Origin of the sequence: Actinosynnema sp. NPDC059797, assembly GCF_042732085.1 — a bacterium.
In the GTDB taxonomy this organism is placed as follows: domain Bacteria; phylum Actinomycetota; class Actinomycetes; order Mycobacteriales; family Pseudonocardiaceae; genus Actinosynnema.
The window spans coordinates 1-4,568 of sequence record NZ_JBHWIE010000482.1; the positions used below are offsets into that span (position 1 = coordinate 1).

3 protein-coding genes are annotated in these 4,568 nt (G+C 76.7%); all 3 read left to right on the forward strand.

Features of this window, described 5'->3' with window-relative positions; genetic code table 11:
• Positions 1 to 1,388: acyl-CoA dehydrogenase family protein (locus ACFV4N_RS40220; RefSeq protein ID WP_499677943.1), on the forward strand; the 1,388-nt coding region annotated here is incomplete at its 5' end.
• Positions 1,385 to 2,683, forward strand: coding sequence for a condensation domain-containing protein (locus tag ACFV4N_RS40225; RefSeq protein WP_499677944.1), 1,299 nt, complete (start codon positions 1,385 to 1,387; stop codon positions 2,681 to 2,683). The genes ACFV4N_RS40220 and ACFV4N_RS40225, both read left to right, overlap by 4 nt.
• On the forward strand, positions 2,680 to 4,497 hold the full coding sequence (locus ACFV4N_RS40230; protein ID WP_499677945.1) for an AMP-binding protein: 1,818 nt from the start codon (positions 2,680 to 2,682) through the stop codon (positions 4,495 to 4,497). The genes ACFV4N_RS40225 and ACFV4N_RS40230 overlap by 4 nt, the downstream gene beginning before the upstream one ends.
• Positions 4,498 to 4,568: the final 71 nt, after the last annotated feature.

A 4,568-nucleotide genomic window follows, 5' to 3' on the forward strand; every position in this document is an offset into this window, starting at 1 on the left:
GGGAACTGTCGCCGTACAACGTGTTCCGGCTGGTGACCGCGGCGGCCGAGGCGTCCGTGCCCGCCGGCCTGCTGCTGGCCATCCACAACGGCATCGGCGCGCCCGCGTACCTGCGGATCGCGCCCGAGGGCCCGCTGCGCGACTTCCTGGTGGAGCGGCTGGCCGCGGGCGCGGTCACCGCGATGGCCGACACCGAGCCCGCGGGCGCGTCCAACCGGGGCCGGACCACCCAGGCCCACCCCTCCTACGACGGCCGCGGCTACCTGCTGGACGGCCACAAGCTCTACATCGGCAACGGCCCGATCGCCGAGGTGATCGCGGTGACGGCCACCCTCGAGGGCCGCAACCGGATCCTGTTCGTCGACGCGCGCGACGCCGGCACCGAGGTGCTGTCGCGGCTGGAGTTCATGGGCTTCCAGGGCTTCCCCAACGGGGAGCTGGCCTTCGCCGCCGCGCCGGTGCCCGCCGAGCGGCTGCTGCCCGAGGACGATGACCCGTGGCTGTCCGTGCAGCGGGCCTCCGTGCTGGCCCGCGGCCGCGTGCACGTGGTCGCCGGTCCGTCGCTGGCCGTCGCCCGCGGCTGCCTGCGGTGGGCCACCGAGTACGTGTCGCGGCGGCGCGTGGACGGCGTCGTGCTCGCCGACTACGCCCAGGTGCGCGGGATGCTCGCCGAGTGCGCGGCCGACACCTACGCGCTGGAGACCGTGGCGCGCTGGGCGATGCTGGGCGACGCGGGCGACCGCCGGGTCAACCTCGCGCCCGAGCAGGTCGCGGCCAAGGACATCACCTCGATGGCCGCCTGGCGGGTCGCCGAGCGCGCCCTGACGCTGATGGCGGGCGAGGGCTTCGAGACCGCCGCCGGGAAGGCCGCGCGCGGCGCCGTGCCCGCGCCGGTCGAGCGGCTGTTCCGGGACGCCAGGGGCACCCGCATCGCGGGCGGCACGGAGGTGCTGCTGCGGATGCGCCTGGCGGCGAACTTCGCGCTCACCTACTTCGCACCGGACCTGGGCGCGCCCGACGCGCTGTCCGACGCGCCCGCAGCCGAGCCGCCCGCCGGCCTCTCCGGGCGCAACCGCGCCCACTGGGTGGAGCTGACCGGCCAGGCCCGCGCGTTCGCCGAGGCGTGCCGGGCCGCCGGCGCCGGACCCCGGTCGGGGCCGACCGCGGACGGGCACGCCCTGTCCCTGCTCGGCGAGCTGGCCGAGGAGCTGGTGACCGCGGCGCTGGTGCTCGCGCGCGCCGCGGGCGAGCCGGAGTCGCAGGACCTCGCCGACGTGTTCTGCGAGGCCGCCTGGCACCGCGTCGCCGCGGCGACCCGGCAGCTCCGCACCCCGTCCGGCGCGGACCACTCGGCGGTCGTGGCGTCGCTGCTGGAGCGGTCGTGGTGACCACCGGGACGACCACCGCGCCGCTGACGCCCGGCCAGGCGCGCCTGTGGCTGGCCGAGCGGCTCACGCCCGGCGAGTACGTGGTGCAGTCCGCGGTCCGGGTGTCCGGCCCGCTGCGCGAGGACGTGCTGCGCGCCTGCGTCGCCCGCCTCGTCGAGCGGCACGAGGCGCTGCGCACCGTGATCGACGACCGCGGGCCCGAGCCGGTGCAGGTGGTGCTCGACGAGGCGCCCGACGTGCTCTCGGCCGAGGACGTCGGGGACGCCGGCGACGTGGGCGCCCGCGTGGCCGAGCTGCGCGCGCGGCCGTTCGACCTGCGGTCCGAGCCGCCGGTGCGGGTCACCCTGCTGCGGGTGGGGCCGGAGGACCACGTCCTGGTCTTCACCTACCACCACATCGCGGTGGACGGCTGGTCGCTCGCGGTGCTGGTGCGCGAGCTGACCGAGCTGTACCCGGCGCTGGCGGAGGGGCGGTCGCCCGACCTGCCGCCCGCGCCGCGCTTCACCGACCACGCCCTGCGGGCCAGGCCGGAGCCGACGGCCGCGCTGGACCACTGGCGCGCCGAGCTGGCGGGCGTGCCGGAGCTGAGCGGTCCCCGGCCGGACCTGCCGCCGCCCGCGCGGCGCAGCGGGCTCGCCCACGCGCGGCCCGTCGAGCTGCCCGCCGAGGTGTGCGCCGCGGTCGCCGGCGTGGCCAGGGACGCCCGCGCCACGCCGCTGCAGGTGCTGCTGGGCTGCTTCGCGGCCGTGCTGACCGGCGCGGACGAGCAGCCCGCGGCGGAGACCGTGGTCGGCCTGCCGGTCGCCGGTCGCCTGGACCCCGCCGACCACGGCCTGGTCGGGTTCCTGGTCAACGTGGTGCCGGTGCGCATCGCCTGCCCGCCCGAGACCACGCTGCGGGAGCTGACCGACCGGGTGCGGCGGACCGTCCTGGACGCGGCCGACCACGCCGACGCGCCCTTCGACCGCATCGCCGCGGTGGCCGGCCTGCCGCCGACACCCCGGCGGGCGCGGCTGGCGCAGTCCGTGTTCGACCTGCACCCGCCCGCCGAGCCGCCCCGGTTCCCCGGCGCGCGCACCGCGTGGCACCGGGTGCCGCCGACCCGCACGAGGTACGAGGTGGAGCTGCACCTGGACTTCACCCGGTCCGGTGCGACCGGCCACCTGCTGACCTCCGCAGACCTGTTCACCGCCGACAGCGCGGAGTTCTTCCGCGACTCCTTCGAGGAGACCGCCCGCCGCTGGGCCGAGGACCCGGGCGCCGCGCTGCGAACCATCCGTGAGGTGCTGGCATGAACCCGACCGACATCGCCGCCGAGGTCACCGCGCTGTGGGAGCAGGCGCTGGGAGTCGACGGCATCGCCGAGGACGAGAACTTCGTCGACCTGGGCGGCGACTCGATCACCGCGACCAGGATCGCGGCGGGCATCCGGGACCGGCTCGACCTGACCGTCGGCCTGCGCGTGATCTTCGACCACCCCACCGTCGGCGAGCTGGCCGAGGAGCTGGCGTCCAGGCTGGCACCCGCCGCGCCCGGCTACCTCGGGCTGTGGGGCGGGGACAGCGACGCCGAGTGGCTCCCGCTCGCCCTGCGCCGCACCGCCGGCGAGCGCCGGGACGACCTGGCGCTAGTCGGCGACGGGCCGGCGCTGACCTACGCCCAGCTGTACGCGTGGGCGCACCGCACCGCCGAGGTGCTGCGGGAGCGCGGCGTGCGGCCGGGCGACCGGGTCGCGGTGGCCTACCCGCGCGGCACCCGGGCCGTGGTGGCGCTGCTGGGCGTGCTGCTGGCCGAGGCGACCTACGTGCCGCTGGACCCCGAGTACCCGGTCAAGCGGCTGGAGCACATGGTCACCGACTCGGCGCCCGCGCTGCTGCTGACCGACCGGGACGTGGTGCGGCACCCGGTGACCGCGACCGTCCCGGACGCGCCGGACGCCACGGGGTTCGACCCGGCGACCGACGTGCGGTGGCCCGCGGAGCAGGTGCCCGGGCGCGCCGTCTACCTGATCTACACCTCCGGCTCGACGGGCTGGCCCAAGGGCGTCGAGGTGTCCTACCACTGCATCGACGCCATGGCGCGCTGGCAGGCGGACCACTCGGTCGCGCCCGACCTGCGCACCGCCCAGTTCGCGCCGCTGAACTTCGACGTCCAGTTCCAGGAGGTGCTGGGCACCCTGGTGGGCGGCGGCACGATCGCGGTCGTGCCCGAGCGGCTGCGCCGCGAGCCCGGCGAGCTGCTGGAGTGGCTGGCCGAGCACGGCGTCCAGCGGGTGTTCCTGCCGAACCTGGCGCTCCAGATGCTCACCATCGCGGCCACCGACGAACTGCTGGCCAGGCTGCGGCTGGTCGAGGTGAACACCGCGGGGGAGCAGCTCGTCTGCACGCCCAGGATCCGCGAGTTCTTCGAGCGCCTGCCCGGGTGCCGGCTCAACAACCACTACGGCCAGAGCGAATCGGCCATGGTCACCGCGCACGTCCTGACCGGGCCGCCCGCGGACTGGCCCGCGCTGCCCCCGATCGGGACGCCGCTGCCCGGCTGCGAGGCGCTGGTGCTGCCCGACGACCCGGCCGAGCCGACCGTGGGCGAGCTGCTGGTCGCCGGCCGGCCGATGTCGGCGGGCTACCTGGGCCAGCCGGAGCTGACCGCGCGCCGCTACATCGACATCCCGCGCACCGCGCACGGCCACACCAGGGCGTTCCGCACCGGCGACAAGGTCGAGCTGGTCGACGGCGTGCTGCGCTTCCTGACCCGCAACGACGACGAGGTCAAGCTGCGCGGCATCCGGGTGGACCCGCTGGAGGTGGACGCGCACCTGCTCGCCGAGCCCGGCGTGGACGGCGCGTCGACCGTGGTGGTGGAGAGCGCGTCCGGGCACCGCACGCTGCGCTCGGCGGTCGTGCTCGCCGACGGCTCGACCGGGCTGGACACCGAGGCGGTGACCGCGCGGCTGCGCGAGGTGCTGCCCGACGTGGCCGTGCCGGTCTCGATCACCGTGCTCGACGCGTTCCCGCGCACGCCCAGCGGCAAGATCGACAAGGTGGCGCTGGCGGGTCTGCTCGCCGAGGCCGTGCGCGCCCGCAGGCAGCGCGCCGCGGTGCGGTCGTGACCGCGGTCCGGGAGCGGGTGCTCGACCGGCCGGTCAGCGCCGCGCAGTCCGCGCTGTGGGCGGAGCAGGAG